The organism is Streptomyces kanasensis (assembly GCF_043077165.1).
GTDB lineage: Bacteria > Actinomycetota > Actinomycetes > Streptomycetales > Streptomycetaceae > Streptomyces > Streptomyces changanensis.
On record NZ_JBIBSF010000011.1, the window covers coordinates 203,158 to 221,519 of the forward strand.

The following is an 18,362-nucleotide window of genomic DNA, read 5'->3' on the forward strand; positions in this document are numbered from 1 at the left end:
ACCGGGGCGGCCCACGGTCCGGCCCGCTCACTCATCGGTGACAAGGCTGCAGCCCTCATCCTCGCCTCCCTCCCGAACGGGCGTGACCTGCGACGGAGCGTCCCAGGCCGGTGGAAGGCGCGGGGCAACAACACATCCAGGTCGCTCACCAGCTGGCGCACATCCTGCGGTTGCGCATCGAGAGGACGTCCCGCTGGTCTTCCTCGCAAGCCCCTGTCCGCGGAACCCACTCGCGGCCGGCTCCGGCATCTCTGTCGGCACCGCCCGGCACACGGCGAAGCCATGTTCCTGGTGCGGCGGAAACTCCAAGCGGCGGTCACCCTCCCGGGTGGCGGTGAGCATCGTGACCGATTCGGCCCGGGTGGGAGGAAGGCCGAGTGCGGCAGGATGGGCAGTCAACTTGGTAAGCATGTCCATGCGTTGAGAGCGGACTCCCGCGCCCCGGCCACCCACACGGAGAAGACGGCCGACGGCCTTGGCGGCCAGGCCAGACTCGCCCACCACATTGTCCGCTCCGACCTTCTGGTCCAAGACGGCGTGGGCCGCGGCAGCCGGCCCGGTCGGCCCGACCCTCGCCCCCCGACGGTACGGAAGGCAGACACATGCTGTTCGACTGGGCCGCCTGGCAGCACTCCTGGAACGCCCCGCACTCCACGTCCGACCTGTTCTTCCGAAGTCTGTTCGCCATCATCCTCGCTGTCGCATCGACCGGACCGTTCAGAGAGCTGAACACCGCCTCCAGCTGGCGGGCAGGCACGGTGGGGGCTCGCTTCGGCGGCTTCCTCACTCCCGCCTGGGCCCGTGTCGCACTGTGCTGCGCAGTGCTGCTGTCCGGCGGCGCCTTCGCGGCGAACGTGCTCGCCCCGGTCGCCGTCGCCGTCATGACGGTGTGCTTCCTGCTCCTGGCGACGGTCTACCTGTCGCAGGAGTTCGCCGGGACCGTCACCGAAGAGGACGACGGCAGACGCCACTTCACAGTTCACCACCACCTTCACCTGCTGGGGATGGCGGCGCTGGCGATCACGGCCACCGGGCTGTGTGCCGCAGCCGCGGGGTACGGCGCCACCTCGCATCGGACCACGGTCTGGATGGCGCAGGGACTGTGGGGGGCGATCCCCGCGCACTACTTCGTGTCGGCCGTCTCCAAGGTACGCAAGCGTGGCCTGCGCTGGCCCGATCCGCGGCTCTTCCCCTTCTACGTCACGCTCTTCGCCCGCTTCGAGGCCGGCGACGGCAAGGCGGTGACGCGAACCGGTCCGGGCTGGGCCCTGGCACGCCGGCCGCGCTGGGGTGTCGTGACCCTGTGGGCCGTACTGCTGCTGGAACTCTCGACCCCGTTGGCGGTCCTGGGCCCGGCACCCCGCGCCGTGATCTGCGGGAGCCTGCTGCTGTTCCACCTCGGTTCGCTGTGGGTTCTGTCGGTCGACTTCCGGGAGAACGCCATGCTGGTGGCGCTGGGCATGCTGCCGCTCCCGTTCGTCGGCGGCCCCTGGGTGGGCCTCGGCCCGCAAGCCCCGGCGGTCATGGTGTTCGCCGCCGCGACCGTGCTCTCCCTCGCCTTCGATGACCGGGTCTACCCCTTCTCCAACCTCCCGATGTTCGCCGCTGCGTACCGGCCCGCGTCCGTGGTCACCCTGCGTTCCCCCGACGGCTCCGAGATCTACCCCACCCCCGAGGTCGCCAACTGCTCCACCTCCGGCCTGTCGCGGGAGTACTCGGCCGCGGAGTCGTCCTCCGACGCGTTGGACGCCTTCGTCGACCGGGTCGGCCGTAGAAACGCCGCCGCCCCCTCCTCGCTGCCTGACGGCGCCACGCTCTGGGTGGAGACCGTCGACGTCGACCCCACGGGTACGGTCCGCACGTCGCAGCGCAGGTTGTGCTCTCTGTTCCCGTCGACCGCAGACGGCCGCTGAGCGGCCCACCGGGGAAGCCGGCTGCCGTGGTCGCCGTGCCGTCCCTTGCCTGCCGGGCCGTCACGGGGGCGGGCCGCATCTCCGCCGGGTTGCCGGTCACGTGCCGCCCGGCCGCCGCCCCTCGCGTGTGCCGCGTACCGCCTTCCGTCCCGAGGGGGCCGGTCGGGCATTCACTCGGTACGTCCGCAGGTCGGCAACGGTTCGCGGTGAGAAGGGATCGGAAGTGTCTCCCCCAGTCGCTCCTGCCAGGACGGCGTACGGGAACACGGGCGGGCAGGCGGACGAAGTCTGAGTGAACCGTTGACGCGCAAGCGCTTCGATTCTACGGTCTCGTCCGATGACACGATCGCCGTTCGGCATATCGGACAACCTGTGGCGGCGGTCCCCACCATCGAAAGGAGACCGGAGTGAGCCGTCACCACTGCCACGACAGCCAGGACAGCGGCACGCACAAGTCCGGCGTCGACCCCTCGAATTGGAGCTACGGATGGCCCGTCGCCTCCTGACCCTGCTCGCGGCCCTCCTCCTCGGCATCGGCGTGGCGCAGGCCGCGCCCGCCGCCGAAGGCCGCCCGTACACCAACCCGATCAAAGCCCAGAAGGGCGCCGACCCCTGGATCTCCTACCACCAGGGCAACTACTACCTGGTGACGACGAGCTGGACCCACGTCATCACCATGCGCAAGTCACCCACCCTGGCCGGGCTCGCCACCGCGCCGAGCGTGCAGGTGTGGGACGGCAAGGCCGACCACGCCTCGCGCTGCTGCAACATCTGGGCCCCGGAACTGTACTTCGCCGGTGGCCGCTGGTACCTCTACTACACGGCGGGCGAGGACAGCACCGACTTCGGCTCGCAACGCATGCACGTCCTGGAGAGCAGCGGGTCCGACCCGCAGGGCCCCTACCACTACAAGAGCCGCCTGCAGCACTCCTCGCAGAGCGGCTGGCTCATCGACGGCAGCGTCATGACGGTCGGCGGCAAGCTGTATCTCCTGGCCAGCGCCTGGCAGGGCAGCAACCAGAACGTGCTGATCGCCCCGATGTCCAACCCCTACACGGTCAGCGGCGCGTTCACCACCATCTCGTCCCCCACCCACGCCTGGGAGAAGGTGGGTTCGAACGTCAACGAAGGCCCTGAGGTGCTCCAGCGTGGCGGCAGAACCTTCGTGATCTTCTCGGCCAGCGGCTGCATGACCCCCGACTACAAGCTGGGGCAGCTCGAACTCACCGGCCCCGACCCGCTCGCCGCGTCCTCCTGGACCAAGAAGTCCACGCCCGTCTTCCAGCGCGACGACGCGGCGGGCGTGTACGGACCCGGTCACAACGGCTTCTTCACGTCACCGGACGGGACCGAGAACTGGATCGTCTACCACGCCAACGACTCGGCCTCCGACGGCTGCGACAACGGCCGTACGACGCGGGCGCAGAAGTTCACCTGGAACGCCGACGGCACCCCGAAATTCGGGAAGCCGGTCGCTCTCGGCACCACCCTGCCCGGCCCTTCGGGCGAGAGCGCGGTCACCCCGACGGCGTACACCCTCACCAACCGCAACAGCGGCAAGTGCCTTGAGGTGGCGGGCGGTTCGACCGCGGACGGCGCCAACGTCCGGCAGGGGGGCTGTGACGGCGGCAGCGACCAGAAGTGGCGGATCGAGGACCGGGCCGACGACACGAGCCGCCTGGTGAACGTGGCGAGCGGCAAGGTCCTCGACACCGCCGACTGCTCCACCGCCGACGGCGCGGCTCTGCGTCAGTGGTCGTGGCTGGACAACACCTGCCAGAGGTTCCGCCTCATCACCACCGACGCAGGCTGGATCCGCCTGACCAACCAGGCCACCGGCAAGGTCGCCGACGTCGCCGACTGCTCGACAGCGGACGGAGCCGACGTACGCCAGTGGACCTGGCTCGGCAACAGCTGCCAGCAGTGGCGGCTCAAACCGGCCTGACCTCGTTCCCCTCGCCGCCGGCGGGCTCGTTCACGCGGGAGGCATACGGGGCTCCACGGGCCCGGCACTGGTCGCGCACGGCCGAGGCCCGGCGGTGGGGTGCAGGAACTGCTGACCGGTGATCACGACGCGAGGCGGCAGGCTCCGGACGCGGGGATGTCCCCCGAGGGCTGGCGGCACGACGTGACGCCCAGCCCTCGGGGGACCCCGTCGCGAGCCCGCGCCGAAGCCGGCGGTCTCGCCGGCCGTGTGGCGGAGTCGGTGCCGGTGCACACTTCTTCGCTGTGGAGACCGTGAGGGCGGGCTACGGCGCCTCCGGTCCGGGCCTAGAGCCGAGGACGGCCGGGAGCGGTCGTTTCTCGTACGGGCCTGGTTCACCGCCGGGGACCCCGCCCAGGTCGTCGCCGATGTGCGTACGGTGCTGACGCGCGTGGTCGAGCGGACAGGCGACCGGCCCGCGGGTGAGCGGTGGCCGCAGCCGGCTGCTGCCGACGTGGTTCATCCAGCGGTGCGCACCCGAGCCCGTGGAGCCGGGGCCTGACGAGCCGTTCGTTGTCGGGGCACGGCTGCGGCAATGGCAGGCGATGACGCCGGGCAGAGGGGTGGCCGCTGACCAGGGGCGACAGGCCAGATCACGATCCACGGCTGGAGTGCCAAGGGTTCAGGTGATCGACAATAGGCGCATGGACGTCCCTGAGCTGCTCCGATCAGTGTCCCTGCTGGTTCCGGAGGAGACCGCCACCGGTGACGACATCACGGTGCGAGACATCTGGGACTACCTCGTCCACGACGAGTGGGAGATCGCCCTTGGCCTGCTGGAGGAGCTCGGGGACGGTCGCTCGCTCCCTCTGGCGTTCTGGGAGCGGCTCGCCGAAGCGGCTGAGCAGCTGCGGTTGGAGCGGAGCGCGGCCTGGTGCCACTGGCGGTGCTCCGAGATCCGCAACGGCGTGATCCGCGCAGACCTGACGCTCCGTCCTGCCGCCGAGGCGCGACGCACGACGCCGATCCCAGGCGCCGGTGTTCTGCGACCCATGTGGGACATCGGACACCTCTCGCCCACCGGCGGACGTGCGGTCAGTATCGCCTCGCTCTGGGTGGAGAACACGCCCATGCCGGAGCCCGGCGGGCGGGCCACGGTTCGCCTCGTGCCCCTCACTCCCTCCCACTGGACGCACGTCCAGCCTGGCCGGCGGATCACCATGCACGAAGACCGAAGCGTGGCCGGCACCGCCGTCGTCCTGGAGGTTCACGGTCCCGTCACCGACATGCCCACGGGATGACGTGACTGGCTCACAGCCCGTCTGCTGGTGCGCGTATCTCGTACGTGGTGGAGCACGCCAGGCCCTGGCCACCCCCGCCTGCCCATGACTCCGACGGCCCCGACGCCGCGGACGCGACCTAGCCCTGCGCCGGGTTGTCGTGCAGCTTGCGCCGTTCCCGGCGGTCGGGGTGGCGGATCGCCACTCCTCCCGCGCCGCCGGACCCGGTGAGCCGGATCAACGGAGTCCCCGGGAGCCGGTCGGGGGTGGTCTTGTCCGTCAGGCCGCCGACGCCGGGATCCATGCCGCTGGTGTCTGCAGCCCAGGCGTCGGGGATGACGATCGTGACACCGGACGTCTCCCCGTACGCCTCCACCGTGACCTCCGTGCGGCGGCACTCGACCCGGGTGAAGTCGATCTTCACACCCCCCAGGCCTCCGCGAGCGATCACGTGCCCGGGAACCTCCCAGCGTCCGGGGCCGCGAGACGCGCCGTACAGGCCGCCCTTGAGTACCAGTGGGGACTGGTTCTCAGGGGAGGTCAGCCTCGGCAAGTCGGCGGTCAGGACGGCCAACTCGGCGTGGGTCTTGGCCGTCAACGCCTGTTCCAGACGGGAATCCAACTCACCGAAATCGATTCGCCCCTCGGCTGCCGCATCACGCAGCTGCTCCACCACTGCCTCCCGGTCGTCGTGAGAGGCGCGGAGTTCTCCCGACGGGGCGGGTCGCGGAGAGGGCTCCGGAGGCTGGGTAGTCATGGCCATGAGGATAAGCGGCCGGCGAACAGGGTGACCGGACCGGGATCGGGCGGACTGGGCGACGGGCGGGCCGAGACGGCACATCCCAGGTGGTGCCGATGAACGCACCCGTTGTCCTCGCTGCTTCCCACGGACGTGCGCCTGCGCATCGTGAGCCGGCGCGCGGAGTCGGCGGACGTGACCGGGTGCCTTGCTGCGCGGGCTTCCGTCGGGAGGCCGGGGCGTTTGACGGCGGCCGCAAGTCCGTCCTGCTCGGGTACTGCTGCGGACGCGGCGGCCGGTCGGATGCCGGCGAGCCCGTTCCCGGCGTGCGGGAACGGGCTCCTACGGCGTCGGCCCTACCGGGCCGGGGCCGGCTACTTCAGCTGGAAGAGCTGGTTCCTGACGTTCTTGCACTTCCACAGGATGAGGCGGGCGCCGTTGCTCTTGCTGCCGCCCTCGACATCGAGGCACATGGTGCCGACGTGGATCTGGAAGAGGCCCTTGCCTCGGGCGACGGGGTGCCACGCCTGGTTCAGCTTGCTGTGGCACGTCCACTGGAGAACCTTGCGGCCCTTCTTGCCGTCACCGCTGTCGAGGCACTTGTTGCTCGACTCGGACTTGATCCAGTAACGGACGTCGTTCTGGACGAACGCCCAGCGCTGGTTCCTCTGCCCCTTGCAGGTCCACTGGTCGATCTTCGCCTTGGTGCTCGTGTCCCAGCCGTGCACGGTGACGCACATGTTCGGCACGTGGGCGGGCCGGATCTCGTGCACTCCGGGAATGGGCGCCGCGGCCCTGGCGGGCGCCGCGGCCCTCGCGGGGGTCACCGCGGTGGGTGCCGACGAGGCCGGCGCCACGGTCGTGAGAGTGCCGGCCACGGCGAGTGCGGCGAGCAGGTGGGGGCCACGCTTGATCATGGTTCTTCGTCCTCTCCGAACGGTGGTCAGGCGCGGACCGGCTTGAACTGCTGGTTGGCGACTCCCTTGCACGACCACAGCACCGCGCGCGTGTTGTTCTTCTGCGAGGCGCCGGGGATGTCCAGGCACTTCGTCGAGATGTGCAGGGGCTTGATGGCCATGTGACCGGTGAGGTTCCGCACGTGGAACGTCTGGTTCTTTCGGCTGTTGCAGTCCCAGGTGATGAACTTGGCGCCGTTCGCCTTGCTGCCGCCCTGCACGTCCAGGCACTTGCCGCCGTTCTCCGACACGATGTAGGCGAGCCCCCACTGGTTCGTGTGGAGCAACCGCCACCGCTGGTTCGCCCGGCCCAGGCACGTGTACTGGTCGACTGCCGCGCCCCTCGCGGTGCTGGCCCCGTGGACGGTGAGGCACTTCCCGCTGTGCTTGGCCCTGAAGTACCAGACCCCACCGTCACGTACCGCCGACGGCCCGGTGACGGCCGGCCGGGTGCCCGCCTCCGCCGCGACGGCGGTGGCGGGCGTCTCCTTCGGCGACGCCCCCGCCGGGGCCGTCACGGTCAGGCCCACGCCGACGGCGGCCGACACGACCGCCACCCCCCAGCGCCTACTGCTCCACTTCATGTTCGTCCTCCCGTTGGACGCGCCCCACCGGGGCCCGTTCGTGTGCCGCCCCGGAGCGGGCCGGCGGGACCGAGTCCACCAGCCGTGCCGTTTGTTCGGCAGGCCCCTTCCCTGGGACCGAACAAAGACGAACGCCCCGGTCGCCGGCCCGGGGCGGCGCCTTGAACGGCGCGGGGGAGGCTTCCTAACGTGACGGGGCGAGGGAACAGGCCGAGGGGGGCTCCTCGGCACGGGGGTGGGGGAGACACGTATGGGACGCCGCGAGACACCGGTCGATCCTGCCGCGGGGCCGGTACAGCGCCTGGCACACGAGCTGCGCGCGTTGCGGCGGGAGGCCGGCGGACCGACGTACCGCGAGATGGCACGCCGGGCCCACTACTCGGTGACGTCCCTGTCGCAGGCCGCCGCCGGAGAGGCCCTGCCATCGCTGGCGGTCACCTTGGCGTACGTGGAGGCGTGCGGCGGCGACCGGGCGGAGTGGGAGCGGCGGTGGCACGCCACACGCGAGGAGGCGGCCGCCCGGACGGCCGAGGACGACGACACGCCGCCGCCCTACCAGGGGCTCGCCCGCTTCGAGCCAGGGGACCACGACCGGTTCTTCGGGCGGGCGGAGCTCACCACGGCGCTGTGCCGTGCGGTGGCCGGGCATCGCTTCACGGCCCTCTTCGGAGCGTCCGGCAGCGGCAAGTCCTCCCTCCTGCGAGCCGGGCTGATCCCGGCCCTGCGGCGGGGCGGGGACGCCGGCGGTGGCGAGAGGGTGCGGCTGGCGGGGATACGCATCCTGACCCCGGGCGAGCACCCGATGACCGCCCACGCCGACGTGCTGCGACCGCGCGGGAAGCACCAGGACGTGCCGGCCGGGGGCTCCGGCACGGTGCCGGGCGTACCGGCCGCGGGCTCGGAGGTGGCGCCGGCCGTGAGGGCCGGCGGCTCCGGGGCAGGACCGGAGGTACACGCGGGGGGTCCCGGGGCCGGGCCGGTGCGGGGGCCGCGATCCGGGCGGGGGACCGGCTCCGGAAGCGGACCGGGGACGGGGGACACCCTGGTCGTGGTCGACCAGTTCGAGGAGCTGTTCACGCTCTGCCCGGACGCCGCCGAGCGCGCGGCGTTCATCGACCGGCTGCTCACGGCGTGCCGGCCGGACAGCGGGCTGCGGGTCGTCGTGGCCGTGCGCGCCGACTTCTACGGCCGGTGCGTGGAGCACCGCGCTCTGGCCGAGGCACTGCGGACCTCCACCGTCCCCGTCGGTCCCATGACCCGTGAGGAGCTGAGGGAGGTCATCGTCCGGCCGGCGCAGGCGGCGGGCTTCATCGTCGAGCGGCCCCTCACGGCCCGACTCGTCGACGAGGTGCACGGCACCCCCGGCGGCCTGCCGCTCCTGTCGCACGTGCTGCGCGAGACCTGGCGCCGGCGCCGGGGCCGCGTCCTGACGGAGGAGGCGTACCGTGCCGCAGGCGGGCTGGAGGGCGCCATCGCGCAGACCGCCGAGGACGTGTACGCCGGGCTGTCCCCCGACCGGGCGGAGCTGGCCCGGTTCGTGCTCCTCAGGCTCGTCGCCCCCGGTGACGGAACGGCCGACACCCGCCGCCCGGTGGACCGCGCGGAACTGGAGACGGGTCGCGTCGAACGGGCCGCCGAGATCGACGCGGTACTGGAGCGCCTGGCCCGCGCCCGGCTCGTCACGTTGGACGGAACCACCGTCCACCTCGCCCATGAGGCACTGATCACCGCCTGGCCCCGGTTCGCGGCGTGGATCGAGGACGACCGGAACCGGCTGCGGATCCTGCGCCGCCTGACGCAGGCAGCCGTGGCCTGGCATGACCTGGGACGCGACAGCGGAGCGCTGTACCGCGGAGTGCGCCTCGGAGAGGCCGAGGAATCCTTCGGCGGCGACCTCGGCGGCAAGGACCTGACTCGGCTGGAACGGGAGTTCCTCGACACCAGCCGGACCGCCCGCGCCCGGGACCGGCGCCGCCACCACGGACTGGTCACCTCCGCCGTCCTGCTGCTCGTCCTCGCCGTGACGGGCGGCGCTATGGCGTGGCAGCAGAATCGCGACGGTGAGGAGGCGCGTGTCGCGGCCGCCGCACGCCGGGCCGCCACGACCGCAGACAGCCTCCGCCCCTCCCAGCCGCGGACCGCCCTGCTCCTCAGCGTCGCCGCCTGGCGACTGAGCCGCACGCCGGAGACACACTCGGCCCTGCTCGGCGCCCTGGCACAGCACGAACGGCCCCCGTTCACCCCTCCGGGAAGCTCAGCGGACACCGACCTCCTCGGCGCTGACGGCCGGACGCTGCTCACCACCCGGGGGGACGGGTTCGTCCTGTGGGACCTCCACACCCGCCGCGTCACCGCCACCCACCGGGGACCGACGGACGCGGACACGTTCGCGCTGGGCCACCAGCTCTCACCGGACGGCCGCTACACGATGGTCGGGACGGAGACCGGCACGGCGCAGATGCGCCTGTGGGACGTGCGCGCCCAGCGCTACCACGGCCCGCCCATCGGACCCGGCCACCTCCTGACCGCCGGACCCGACGCGGACGTGGGCGTGGACGGGGGCGTTGGCGCAGGCGTGGACGGCGCCGACCTGGCGTCCGCGCCGGCGTCGTTCGCCCATGGGTTCAGCTCCAGCGGACGCTCCGTCCTCTTCCACGTCGGCGACCGCGTGGAAGTGTGGGACGTCCCCAGTGGCACGAGGCAGTTCGCCCGCGCGTACCCGGGAGCCGAGGACTCGGCCGCGGGCGACGTCTCCCCTGACGGCCGGTTGTTGGCCCTGTGCCTGCCGGACGGGCTGGAACTGTGGGACCTGCGCACCGACCGCCGGGCGGACACCGGCTGGCGTGGCAAACCGGACTGCGGGGATGAGCTCTCCCCGTCGTTCACCCCCGACGGCCGGACCGTCGCCCTGCAGGACGACCACGGCCTCCGGCGCATCGACGTCACCTCCGGCAAGGAACTGCCCAGGCTGGAGCAGGTCGCTCCGGTGGCCTTCGCCTTCAGCCCCGACGGGAGGTTCGCTGCCGGCGCAGGCTCCGGCGACATCCTGCTGTGGCGCCTGGACCGCCCCCACGGTCCGGTGTTCCGGCACCCCCTGGCGGAGGACCAGCCCGAGGACGTGCGCATCGACGTACGGGCACGGGCACTGCGGTACACCACGCAGAGCGCCGACGGCACGCAGACCGTGCACAGCCTCGACGTGGGGGGTGCGCTGTCCGCCCCCCGGCAGGGCACCGCGGTCACCCAAGCCGTGCACAGCGCCGACGGCAGCGTCGTCACCGTCCTGCGTGCCGGGCGCCTGGCCGTCCTGGACGGTCGCACGGGCCGACACCGGACCACCCTCCCGGCCGCAGTGTCGACGGGTGCCAGTGGGGAGGCCCCCCTGCTGCTGTCGCTCAGTTCCGACGGTCGGCGCCTCGCCTTCGGCTGGACTCCGGACGAGTCCCCGGACCGGCCCACCCGCGTCACCGTGTGGGACACCGTCCGCAACCGCCGGCTCACCGACGTCACCGTCCCGTCCCCGGACGTCACGTTCACCGGACTCGCTCTCAGTCCGGACGGCCGGACGCTGCTGACGACGACCGACATGGACGACGGCATCACGCTCCGGGACGCCGCCGACGGCAGGAAGCTGCGCGTCCTGCGCCAGGGCAGGAGCGACGCCGCCTTCGGGGGAGGAGGCGCGCTGTCCGCCCTCTCACCCGACGGCGGCACGGTCCTGACCGACGCGGGAGCCCTCGTGAGGACCGCGGGGGAGGACGTCGAACGCTCGGCGCTGGACAACTGCGCCTGCACCACGGTCTTCAGCCCCGCCGGGGACCGCGCCGTCGTGGTCGAGTCGGAGAGCGACATCACCCTCTGGGACGGGCGGCTGCGCACCTCACTGGGACTGCTGTCCGGCGGCCTGTCCAAGGGCCTGCCGGGCGAACCCGAACAGACCACCGCCGTCGCCTTCTCGCCCGACGGGTCCACCCTGGCCGCGGCCGGATCGTACGGCACGATCCGACTGTGGGACGTCGCCTCACAGCTGCCCCTGGGCACCGCCCTGCCCGGTGCGGGAGACGCCGTCCTCTCCCTCGCCTTCGACGAGGACGGCAGGACCCTGTACGCGTCGGGTGCCCACGTACCCGTCCAGAGATTCGACGTCGACCCCGAACGGGCCGTCACGGAGGTGTGCCGGCGGGCTGGTGGCACCCTCACGCCGACGGAATGGCGGACCTACCTGCCAGGTGTCCCCTACCGGCGCGTGTGCTGAGCGCGGCGGCGGCCCGGTCCGTGGGGCGCCGCGGTCGGCGCAGGCGCCGCTCGACTGCCCGGGCCGGCCGCCGCCGGAGCCGGCCCGCCGCCACGCCGCACGCCGTCGTCCCGCGACCGGTCCACCCGCCTCGTCGGGCCGCGCCCCCCGCCGGACGCGCGCCTTCACCGGGCGGGGCGGGCCCCGCCCGCCCCCGGCGCCCCGCCGGGCCCGGCTCACGGCCGGGTGCCCGCCCGCACGTCGCCCGGTCCGCGTGCCGGCTCCCGGCGACCCGGGGCCCGGCGCCCACCCGTTCCCGCCCGGCGCCGGTCTGCTCCCGTTCCGCCCCTGGGGCGGGTCCGCGTGCACGACACACACCAGAGCCTGGCAGGATCCTCCTTATGTCCACCAACGTTTTCTTTGACATCACCATCGACGGCGACGCCGCGGGCCGGATCGTCTTCAAGCTGTACGACGACGTCGTCCCCAAGACGACCCGGAACTTCCGTGAGCTGGCCACCGGCGAGCACGGCTTCGGCTACGAGGGCTCGGGCTTCCACCGGGTCATCCCCGACTTCATGCTCCAGGGCGGCGACTTCACCCGGGGCGACGGGACCGGCGGCAAGAGCATCTACGGCGAGACGTTCGCCGACGAGAACTTCACACTCAAGCACGACAAGCCGTTCCTGCTGTCCATGGCGAACGCCGGCCGGAACACCAACGGCTCCCAGTTCTTCATCACCACGGTGCTCACGCCGTGGCTGGACGGCAAGCACGTGGTCTTCGGCGAGGTCGTCGAGGGCCAGGACCTGGTGACGAGGATCGAGTCGCTGGGCTCGTCCTCCGGTGCCACCCGGGCGAAGATCGTCATCGCTTCCTCGGGTGTCGTGGGCGAGTAACGACGAAGTCCCGGCATCACCGCGCCCAGCCGATCCCAGGCTCGGCGGGCGCGGTGAGCGATGCCACACCGCCGGCCGGCGCGCCGTCCCGCGCCGGCGGGGCGACGGGGCCGAGGGCCGTTGGCGGGGGCGAGCGGCCCGACGAACGGCTCCGGCCGGCCCCCGCCGCCCGTCGTCCGGCACCCCGGCCCCCGCCGCCCGTCGTCCGGCACCCCGGCCCGCCCCGGGTGGCCGCACCACCGGCCGCCCGTCATCCCGTACGCGGGCCCGCCCCCCGCCCCTTGGGCTCCCCGGCTCCCCGGATTCCCCAGACCTGCCGGGCCGGACGTTCCTGCGGGCGCGCGCCGGTCGCCCACGAGCCCTCGGTCGCGGGCGCCGAGTCGAGGGCCGCCCGCCTGACGGGCGGTCGACGGCCCGGTTTCCGTCCCGTGACACCCCGCCGCCTTCGCACCCGTCGTCCGGTGGGAGAGCAGCCGCGCGTGCTGCTCCGGGCGGACGACGGTCACCGGCCCGGCCCCCGCCCGTTTCCGTCGCTCCCAGCCCGCCCAGCCCGACGCGCGGGCCAGGCCCGCCTACCCGCACCCGCGCGCTCGTCCGGCCGACCGTCACGTCCCCGACTGTCCGCGTCCTGGCGTTCGGCGAGAGACCGGCCACCACCCGCCCACCGTCTGCACGAGTCGTCGCCAGGACGCCGCCACGGCCGGAGCCGCCCCGCTGGTCCGCCCGGGCCGGTGCTGTCGTTCCGTACCGGATCCGCCCGCGCGGACCTGCCGCTGCCGACGGGGTGGTACTGGCCCGCCTGGCGGCCCCCGCGACCGGGGTCACCCCCGTGCCCGTGGCCACCACCCCGGCCACCGCCGGCGAAACCCTCATCGCGGCGCGATTCGGCCGGACCAAGACGGAATGGGACCCGCTCCGGCTCCACACCGCCACCTTCCACGTGGACGGGGTGGCGGACACCACCATCGACCTCACCGGCAAGACGGCGGGGGACGCCATCTGCAAGGGCGACACCGGTGGCCCCTGCTGCGCCAGCGAGACGGCCGGTTCGAACTGGTCGGCATCAACAGCCGCTCCTGGCAGGGCGGCTGCTTCGGAGCCGACCCGGGGCCGAGACCCGCACCGGCGCGATCGACACCCGGGTCGACGGGCTCGGCGCGTGGACCGCCCTGACGACGGGCGCGCGCTGGGGCCAGGCCGGCGAGAGCGCCGACGCCTCCCAGGAACTCGCGGGCGACTTCGACGGGGCAAGGCCGACACCGCCGTGCTCCACACCTACCCGCCCGCCGCGGGCGGCGCCAACCACACCGCCCTGTGGACGTTCTCCAGCACCGCCACGAGCACGGACAACCCGGTCAGGCCCTGGGACAACCTCGCCGCCGGGCCGGGACCGTGGAACGGGGACGCGTCCAAGCCCGTGACCGGTGACTGCAACGGCGATGGCAGGACCGACCTCACCGTTCTCTACGACAACGGTCAGCAGACGGACGGCATCCACCGCACCGCCTGTGGCGGTTCGCCGGCACCGGAACCGGGTTCGCCAACCCCACGCGAGTCTGGGACAGCAGCAACATCGCCCGCTGAGCAGGCCGTCGCCCGCTGGGGACGGTTCCCGCGACCGGCACCGTCCCGGGCGTCGCGGGCCCCTGCGCCGCTGAGGCACGCTTGCCCGTACGAGGAGGCCCCGGGCGTTCCCGCCCGGGGCCTCCGGCATGGAGGGGCTCCGTGGGAGGACCAAGCCGCGGCCGACCGCCCCCCCAGCACCCCGGACCACCTCTCGGGATCTCGCGGCACTCCGGGCCTGCGCGCCGGGGAAGTCGGTGGCCGGAGAACGGTGACAGCCCGGGGGCAGCTGCGGGCCGGCGGGTCAGAAGAGGGCGTCCTGGTCGGGCTCCTGCCGGGGCAGGTCGGCGACGTCCTCACCGCGCCACTTCGCCTCCAGGTGCCGCCGCCACCCCTGCGGCGGCGGAAACGGAATGCCCCACTCCGCGAGTTGCTTCTTCGTCCACCCACCGTTCTCGGTCATCGCGGCGGTCACTTCATCCGGGGAGGGCACGTAGCTCGGCACGCGTCCATCATGCACGGCCCGGTGCCCCTCCACGGTGCCTTTTCGCCTGCACGGGATTGCCGGTGGCGACGCGGTCCTGGAGGGGATTCACGCCGTTCTCCAGGGTGGCCCCGTCATACCCGAAAGCCGGGGACCTCCGCAACGTCCGTCGATCCTGTGACGTCGCATGACCCCTCCCGCCGAGCATGGCAGGCCGTCCGCGCCGGACGCCTCTGATCACCCGAACCGGCGGGAGCTGCGGCGCCGGGCGGCCGGGGACCGACCGTCTCCCCTGTGCCCGGGGCAGCGGCTGCAGGCAGGTATTTCGACGGGACGGCAACCGTTCTCGATCCTGCGGCAACTGTCGAGCAGCCCGTTCCTCACGGGCGCCCCCCACATACGGACAGATGGGTACACACGCATGACAGAGCTGCACGGCCGCGGCAAGGCGCGGCACCGCCGAAGGAAGACGGTCCTGCTGGCAGGGATCCCGCTGGCGCTGGCCGCGGCGGGGGCCATGGCCTACGGCACGGCTTTCGGGGTGTTCGGAGAGGAGGCACAACCGAAGGCCGCGGCGGCGCCGTCGAGCGCGTCCGCCTATCCCGGTCCCGGGCGGGTCACCGGTGACGTCGTCGTCCACGACCCGACCATGTTCCGCGCGCCCGACGGGCGCTACCTGCTCCACTCCACCCACGGGAACCTGGAGGTCCGCACCTCCACCGACCGCGTCGCCTTCGGCCGCAAGGGCGACGCCTTCTCGAAGCCTCCCGCTTGGTGGTCGCGCTACTCGGCCGAAAACGACCCGTGGGCTCCCGACCTCTCCCACCACGGCGGCCGGTACCTGATGTACTACTCCGTCTCCAAGTTCCACTCCAACACCTCCGCCATCGCCCTCGCCACCTCCACGACCGGCAAACCGGGCAGCTGGAAGGACCAGGGCATCGTCTACTCCTCCACGGCCGGCAACGACTACAACGCCATCGACCCCGACCTGTTCGTCGACGACGACGGCAAGTGGTGGCTCGCGTTCGGCTCCCACTGGAGCGGGATCAAGATGATCCGCCTCGACCCGCGGACCGGCAAGCAGCACGCGGGGGACAAGACCCGTCATTCGCTCGCCTCCCGCTCCAAGGCGCCGAGGGCGGTGGAGGGGCCGACCGTGGTCAAGCGGAACGGGTACTACTACCTCTTCGCCTCGTACGACACCTGCTGCAGCGGCACCGCCTCGACCTACAAGATCAAGGTCGGCCGGGCGACCAAGCCCACCGGGCCGTACTACGACCGCAAGGGCGTCGCGATGACCAACGACGGTGGCACCGTGGTCATGGCGTCACACGGATCCGTGATCGGCCCCGGTGGGCAGGACATCATGCCCGACGGCGGCAAGGACCTGCTCGTCTACCACTACTACGACGGCAAGGACAAGGGTGCTCCGAAGCTCGGGGTCAACCTGCTGAACTGGAGCGGCGGTTGGCCCACCGCCTACTGACCGGCGCTCGGCCGCGAGGAGACGGCGGTCCGACGTGGGGACCGCCTGTGTGCTGCTCCCCGTGCCCGCGGGGATCGGCCCCGGCCACAGAGATGGATCTGCGGCCGGGGCCGTCGTACGCGCGCCGTGTCGGCACCGGGGCCGGGCGGGTCGTACGGTCGTCCCCCTTTACTCGACGCGCCGCTCGGCAGCCTTGTCCGGCGCGTTGTCGTGCCGCGTTCCCGGCTCGGCCACCGCGTCCGGCCGTTCCCCTGGGCGGGGGCCGTGTTGCCCCGTCCGGCAGCCCCCGGGGTCTCTCGTCCACCGCCGCGCCGCCGGGCGGGCCGGGCCAGGTGCCGCTCAGCCGGCCCTCTGCGGGGAGACGTCCTGCGGATCGGTGGGGTGTGCGGAGACCGGTCGCTCGAAGAAGGTCTCCAGGACGACCGTCGCCTGCGTCCCGCTGACGCCGTCGATCGCGTAGATCCTGCGCAGTACGTCCTGGAGCTGCTCGGTGGTCGCGGTTCTCACCTTCACCAGCACCGACGCGCTGCCCGCGATGACGTGTGCCTCCATGATCTCGGGGAGTGCGGCGAAGCTCTCCGCCGAATCCCCCATCCATGACGTCGACTCGACCATCACGTAGGCCAGGACGCCGCACCCGACCGCCGACGGGTCCACCTCGGCCATCGTGCGTCGGATGACCCCCCGTTCCCGCAGCTTCCTGACCCGCTCGTGGGCGGCACCGGCGGACAGGCCGGCGGCCCGGCCCAGCGCGGCGTACGACTGGGTGGCGTCCTGCTGAAGCTGCGTCAGCAGGATCCGATCGATGTGATCCACAACTCTCCGTTCGGCGTGGCCTTGTGTGAACCATATGACATCCTGCAGTCTCGCACTTGAGTCGAACCAGATTCTCCACAATCGCCATTTGTTGGACGGAAGGACATCCGATGTCCGGTGAGAGCCCCGCGCTGTACGAGAGCTTCGACGACCGGTTCCGTACCGGCCAGTGCATGAACGGTGACGAGGGCCTCGAGGTCCTGTACACCGGCTGCCGCTGGGCCGAGGGGCCGGTCTACCTGCCCGCCTGGCGGCAGCTGATCTGGAGCGACATTCCCAACGACCGGATGCTGCGCTGGGACGAGGAGACGGGTTCCGTCAGCGTCTTCCGCCGCTCCGCCGGGCACACGAACGGCAACACCCTGGACCTCGAGGGACGGCTCGTCACCTGCGAGCAGGGAAACCGCCGGGTGACGCGTACCGAGCACGACGGCACCATCACCGTGCTGGCCGACCGCTGGCAGGGAAAGCGCCTGAACAGCCCGAACGACGCGACGGTGAAGTCCGACGGGTCGATCTGGTTCTCCGACCCGGACTTCGGGATCACCAGCGACTACGAGGGCTACCGTGCGGAGAGCGAGATCGGTGCCAACAACGTGTACCGAATCGACCCGGTCACCGGCCGGGTGAGCCTGGTCGCCGACGGCTTCGGCGCGCCGAACGGCCTCGTCTTCTCGCCCGACGAACGGCAGTTGTACGTCTCCGATACCGGGGCCGGGTTCATCCGGGTCTTCGACGTCCGGGAGGACGGCACGCTGTCGGACGGCAACGTCTTCGCGGCGACCGGAGCCCGTACGGCGGCCCGCTTCGACAACCTTCGCTTCGACGATGACGGCCGGCTCTGGGCCGCCGCGATGGCGGACGGCGTGCACTGCTACGACCCTGACGGCACACTGATCGGCCGGTTGAACGTGCCGGGAGCGGTGTCCAACATCTCCTGGGGCGCCGCCAAGCGGAACCGTCTGTTCATCACGGCGGAGACCAGCCTCTACTCACTGCTCATGGGCGTCACGGGGACACATCCGACAGGACCCGGGCGCAGGCCCTGGCTTCCGGCGCGCTGAGACACGCGGCCGGCGGACGGGCACAGCCGTCAAAGGGCGCACGCCCTGGGGGAACGGCCGGGTCCCGGGCCTTCCTCACCCCGGCGGGCTGACGCGGACGCTGGCGATGACGACTCGGCCCGGACGTAATCCTCGCGGTGGCCGGGGTTGACGAGGAAGGCCAGGGGGCGGCCGTGTCTGTCGCAAACGCGGTGGTTGGTCAGTCCGCCGCGCCGGCGCCCGAGTGCCAGGTGGCGGATGAAGGTGGCGAGGAGCGCGCGATCCGCTATGCCGATGCATAAGGAGGCGCGGCTGGGGTGGCGATCGGTCCGCCCGAACTCCCGGGGCTGCTCCTGGTCGCCCGCGGTGCTTGGGCTGGCGAGTCGGATGCCGGAGCGTCGGCAGACTGTTATGAGTCCGTGCGGGAACCTCCAGGCC

At 72.3% G+C, this 18,362-nt stretch carries 12 protein-coding genes; 7 read left to right on the forward strand and 5 right to left on the reverse strand.

The genetic code is table 11. From position 1 onward, the window contains the following. The first annotated feature begins 602 nt into the window (after positions 1-602). The 3 genes from ACF053_RS25870 to ACF053_RS25880 all read left to right on the forward strand — a co-directional run bounded on the left by ACF053_RS25870 (position 603) and on the right by ACF053_RS25880 (position 5,138). Positions 603-1,913: a hypothetical protein gene (locus ACF053_RS25870; RefSeq protein ID WP_391956163.1), complete on the forward strand. Its 1,311-nt coding sequence runs from the start codon at positions 603-605 to the stop codon at positions 1,911-1,913. A gap of 487 nt (positions 1,914-2,400) precedes the next feature. Continuing rightward, a complete protein-coding gene (locus ACF053_RS25875; RefSeq protein WP_391956164.1) occupies positions 2,401-3,858 on the forward strand; it encodes a family 43 glycosylhydrolase in 1,458 nt (485 codons plus the stop codon). A gap of 683 nt (positions 3,859-4,541) precedes the next feature. Next, entirely contained in the window at positions 4,542-5,138 is a 597-nt protein-coding gene (locus tag ACF053_RS25880) for a hypothetical protein (RefSeq protein ID WP_391956165.1), read from the forward strand. Positions 5,139-5,256: 118 nt separating this feature from the next. Here ACF053_RS25880 and ACF053_RS25885 read toward each other — a convergent pair whose 3' ends face one another. The 3 genes from ACF053_RS25885 to ACF053_RS25895 form a co-directional block, all read right to left on the reverse strand. Then, positions 5,257-5,874, reverse strand: a complete 618-nt coding sequence (locus tag ACF053_RS25885) for a DUF1707 SHOCT-like domain-containing protein (protein WP_391956166.1) — start codon at positions 5,872-5,874, stop codon at positions 5,257-5,259. A 356-nt stretch (positions 5,875-6,230) separates the two neighbouring features. Further along, on the reverse strand, positions 6,231-6,773 hold the full coding sequence (locus ACF053_RS25890; RefSeq protein ID WP_391956167.1) for an RICIN domain-containing protein: 543 nt from the start codon (positions 6,771-6,773) through the stop codon (positions 6,231-6,233). Positions 6,774-6,799: 26 nt separating this feature from the next. Continuing rightward, positions 6,800-7,396 (reverse strand): RICIN domain-containing protein, encoded by a 597-nt coding sequence (locus ACF053_RS25895; RefSeq protein WP_391956168.1) that lies wholly within the window; start codon positions 7,394-7,396, stop codon positions 6,800-6,802. A 250-nt stretch (positions 7,397-7,646) separates the two neighbouring features. On the opposite strand from ACF053_RS25895, the gene ACF053_RS25900 reads away from it, so the two are divergent. Further along, on the forward strand, positions 7,647-11,651 hold the full coding sequence (locus ACF053_RS25900; protein WP_391956169.1) for an nSTAND1 domain-containing NTPase: 4,005 nt from the start codon (positions 7,647-7,649) through the stop codon (positions 11,649-11,651). Between the two features lie 380 nt (positions 11,652-12,031). Next, entirely contained in the window at positions 12,032-12,529 is a 498-nt protein-coding gene (locus ACF053_RS25905) for a peptidylprolyl isomerase (protein WP_391956170.1), read from the forward strand. 1,867 nt (positions 12,530-14,396) lie between these two features. Here ACF053_RS25905 and ACF053_RS25910 read toward each other — a convergent pair. Continuing rightward, positions 14,397-14,597 (reverse strand): hypothetical protein, encoded by a 201-nt coding sequence (locus ACF053_RS25910; protein WP_391956171.1) that lies wholly within the window; start codon positions 14,595-14,597, stop codon positions 14,397-14,399. Between the two features lie 496 nt (positions 14,598-15,093). Here ACF053_RS25910 and ACF053_RS25915 point away from each other — a divergent pair, with 496 nt between their 5' ends. Next, the gene (locus tag ACF053_RS25915; protein ID WP_391956235.1) at positions 15,094-16,065 is read left to right on the forward strand and encodes an arabinan endo-1,5-alpha-L-arabinosidase; all 972 of its coding nucleotides are present in this window, start codon (positions 15,094-15,096) and stop codon (positions 16,063-16,065) included. Positions 16,066-16,404: 339 nt separating this feature from the next. Here ACF053_RS25915 and ACF053_RS25920 read toward each other — a convergent pair whose 3' ends face one another. Beyond that, entirely contained in the window at positions 16,405-16,881 is a 477-nt protein-coding gene (locus tag ACF053_RS25920) for an Lrp/AsnC family transcriptional regulator (protein WP_391956172.1), read from the reverse strand. A 110-nt stretch (positions 16,882-16,991) separates the two neighbouring features. Here ACF053_RS25920 and ACF053_RS25925 point away from each other — a divergent pair, with 110 nt between their 5' ends. After that, positions 16,992-17,945, forward strand: a complete 954-nt coding sequence (locus ACF053_RS25925; RefSeq protein ID WP_391956173.1) for an SMP-30/gluconolactonase/LRE family protein — start codon at positions 16,992-16,994, stop codon at positions 17,943-17,945. The last annotated feature ends 417 nt before the right edge of the window (positions 17,946-18,362 follow it).

Coding starts and splice junctions, on each gene's coding strand:
- ACF053_RS25870 (WP_391956163.1), top strand. CDS start 603: ATGCTGTTCGACTGGGCCGCCTGGCAGCACTCCTGGAACGCCCCGCAC.
- ACF053_RS25875 (WP_391956164.1), top strand. CDS start 2,401: ATGGCCCGTCGCCTCCTGACCCTGCTCGCGGCCCTCCTCCTCGGCATC.
- ACF053_RS25880 (WP_391956165.1), top strand. CDS start 4,542: ATGGACGTCCCTGAGCTGCTCCGATCAGTGTCCCTGCTGGTTCCGGAG.
- ACF053_RS25885 (WP_391956166.1), bottom strand. CDS start 5,874: ATGACTACCCAGCCTCCGGAGCCCTCTCCGCGACCCGCCCCGTCGGGA.
- ACF053_RS25890 (WP_391956167.1), bottom strand. CDS start 6,773: ATGATCAAGCGTGGCCCCCACCTGCTCGCCGCACTCGCCGTGGCCGGC.
- ACF053_RS25895 (WP_391956168.1), bottom strand. CDS start 7,396: ATGAAGTGGAGCAGTAGGCGCTGGGGGGTGGCGGTCGTGTCGGCCGCC.
- ACF053_RS25900 (WP_391956169.1), top strand. CDS start 7,647: ATGGGACGCCGCGAGACACCGGTCGATCCTGCCGCGGGGCCGGTACAG.
- ACF053_RS25905 (WP_391956170.1), top strand. CDS start 12,032: ATGTCCACCAACGTTTTCTTTGACATCACCATCGACGGCGACGCCGCG.
- ACF053_RS25915 (WP_391956235.1), top strand. CDS start 15,094: ATGGCCTACGGCACGGCTTTCGGGGTGTTCGGAGAGGAGGCACAACCG.
- ACF053_RS25925 (WP_391956173.1), top strand. CDS start 16,992: ATGTCCGGTGAGAGCCCCGCGCTGTACGAGAGCTTCGACGACCGGTTC.